This window comes from Thauera sp. WH-2, assembly GCF_048321015.1.
In the GTDB taxonomy this organism is placed as follows: Bacteria; Pseudomonadota; Gammaproteobacteria; order Burkholderiales; family Rhodocyclaceae; genus Thauera.
Genome location: NZ_JBLWFG010000024.1, coordinates 1 through 2,123 on the forward strand (window position 1 = coordinate 1; position 2,123 = coordinate 2,123).

Consider the following 2,123-nt stretch of genomic DNA (forward strand, 5'->3'; position numbering starts at 1 on the left):
CAGGGCGTTCGTGCGTCTACACGGCGCCAACTGCACACGGCACCAACTGCAGCTGACGTCTCGGCAGCGGTGTGACGCGCCCAGAACCATCAGGCACAATCCGGGGCTTGAGAGATTTCGGAGATCACGATGAAGTTCGATCTCATCATCGTCGGTGGTGGCCTTGCGGGTGCTGCGCTTGCCGTCGCGCTTCGGCGAAGCGCATTGAGAATCGCACTCGTGGAGCATGCAGCCCCGAAGCGCTGTGACGGGTGGGATACGCGGATCTATGCGTACAGTCCTGCAAGTGCGGCTTTTCTGGAATCGCTCGGCGTCTGGGAGCATCTCGATAGAAGTCGTCTTTATCCCGTGGCCGAGATGCTTATCGAGGGCGACGCAGGTGGAAAGCTGAACTTTTCGGCCTACGAGAGCGGCTTGGCGCAGCTCGCATGGATTGCTGAATCCAGTCTCGTGCATGTGGAACTGTGGGAGAGCCTGAAGCGTCAACACAACGTGACGCTGTTCTGCCCTGGTGCACCTGATGCCATGGAAAGGCACGACGGTGGTGTTTCGCTCGTGCTCCAGGATGGAAGACGCCTGTCTGCAAGGCTGTTGGTAGGGGCGGATGGAAGGGACTCTTGGGTACGCCAGCAGGCAGGTATCCAGGCGTCTGTCACGCCATATCACGAGAAGGGCGTGGTCGCGAATTTGCATTGTGAGCGCTCGCACCATGGCACCGCATTCCAATGGTTTCGCGAGGACGGCGTACTGGCGTGGCTACCGCTTGCAGGGGATGCGGTGTCCATCGTCTGGTCTGCACCGGACGAGACGGCCGATGCGCTCCTCGCGCTGGACGACGCTGCGTTCTGCGCGCATGTGGCCGAAGCGGGCGCGCATCGGCTCGGGGCGTTCTCGCTGCTTGCGCCGCGCGCGGCGTTTCCTTTGCGGCTGATGCGGGTGGCCGAAACGGTGCAGACTCGGGTTGCGCTCATCGGTGATGCTGCACACGCGATTCATCCGCTTTCGGGGCATGGCATCAATCTCGGCTTCCAGGATGCAAGGGTGCTTGCCGAAGAGCTGGCGGGGCTCGCCTCCTGGGAGGATCCGGGCGATCTGAGCGTCCTGCGCCGCTATGCGCGTCGTCGGGCGGAGGAGCCCTTCTTGTTGCAGTACGCCACGCACGGCCTGAATCGCTTCTTTGGAACCCGGGATCCCGTCCTTTCTCTACTGCGCAATGCCGGGCTGAACCTCACGACCCGCTTGCCGGTCTTAAAGGACGTGCTTGTCCGTTACGCTGCTAACGGTCGCCTTTGAATGCATTGGAGAATCAGATGAATCGAACAATGGGTACGTTCACACGTACCATGGTCACGCCCCTTGCCTTTGCCTGCACCGTTCTCGTTGCGGGCACAGTCCAAGCGAGTGAAGACGATGTCCGGAAGCAAATGGAGGCCTTCATCGGTGCGCCTGCGGTCGAATCAGTGACGAAAACCGGATACGGCGGCTTGTATGAGGTGGTGCTGAAGAACGGGCAGCTGGTGTACACGGATGCCACGAACAGCTTCATCCTTGATGGAAGCATTATTGAAACGTCGTCGCGACAGAACATCACCCAGGCTCGACTCAATGAGCTCTCCGCGATCGACTTTTCTTCGCTCCCGCTCGATCAGGCCGTGAAACTGGTCAGAGGTAAGGGGACGCGGGTCATCGCGACTTTTGAGGACCCGAACTGTGGATACTGCAAGCGTCTGGGTAAGGAGCTTGCCGAGATGGACGATGTGACGGTGTACACCTTTCTCTACCCCATCCTGAGTGAAGACTCGGCGAAGAAATCCGACAACATCTGGTGCGCCAATGACGCCGCACAGGCGTGGACGGATTGGGTGGTCAGCGGCAAGGTGCCGACTGACGCGAAGTGCGATACCAGCGCGATCGCGCGCAATGTAGAGCTTGGCCAGAGCTTGCGCATCACGGGAACGCCAACCATCTTCCTCGCCGATGGCACGCGTATCGGCGGCTACATGCCGCGTGCGCAACTGGAACAGGCGATCGAGGACGCCAATCCCTGAGCCGGGAGCTTCTCGGGCGGCGTGTAGCCGCTCGAGAAATCGGTTTCGCACGCAAGCACCAACGGGGGCTGCGTT

At 60.7% G+C, this 2,123-nt stretch carries 2 protein-coding genes; both read left to right on the forward strand.

What is annotated here, in order from left to right; all coding sequences use genetic code 11:
- Positions 1–129: 129 nt before the first annotated feature.
- Entirely contained in the window at positions 130–1,293 is a 1,164-nt protein-coding gene (locus ACNKW1_RS15685; protein WP_418365508.1) for a UbiH/UbiF family hydroxylase, read from the forward strand.
- Between the two features lie 50 nt (positions 1,294–1,343).
- A complete protein-coding gene (locus ACNKW1_RS15690) occupies positions 1,344–2,048 on the forward strand; it encodes a DsbC family protein (protein WP_418365509.1) in 705 nt (234 codons plus the stop codon).
- Positions 2,049–2,123 lie beyond the last annotated feature (75 nt).

Bases quoted from the DNA above. Each gene is read 5' to 3' on its own strand.
- ACNKW1_RS15685 (WP_418365508.1), top strand. From the start codon at position 130: ATGAAGTTCGATCTCATCATCGTCGGTGGTGGCCTTGCGGGTGCTGCG.
- ACNKW1_RS15690 (WP_418365509.1), top strand. From the start codon at position 1,344: ATGGTCACGCCCCTTGCCTTTGCCTGCACCGTTCTCGTTGCGGGCACA.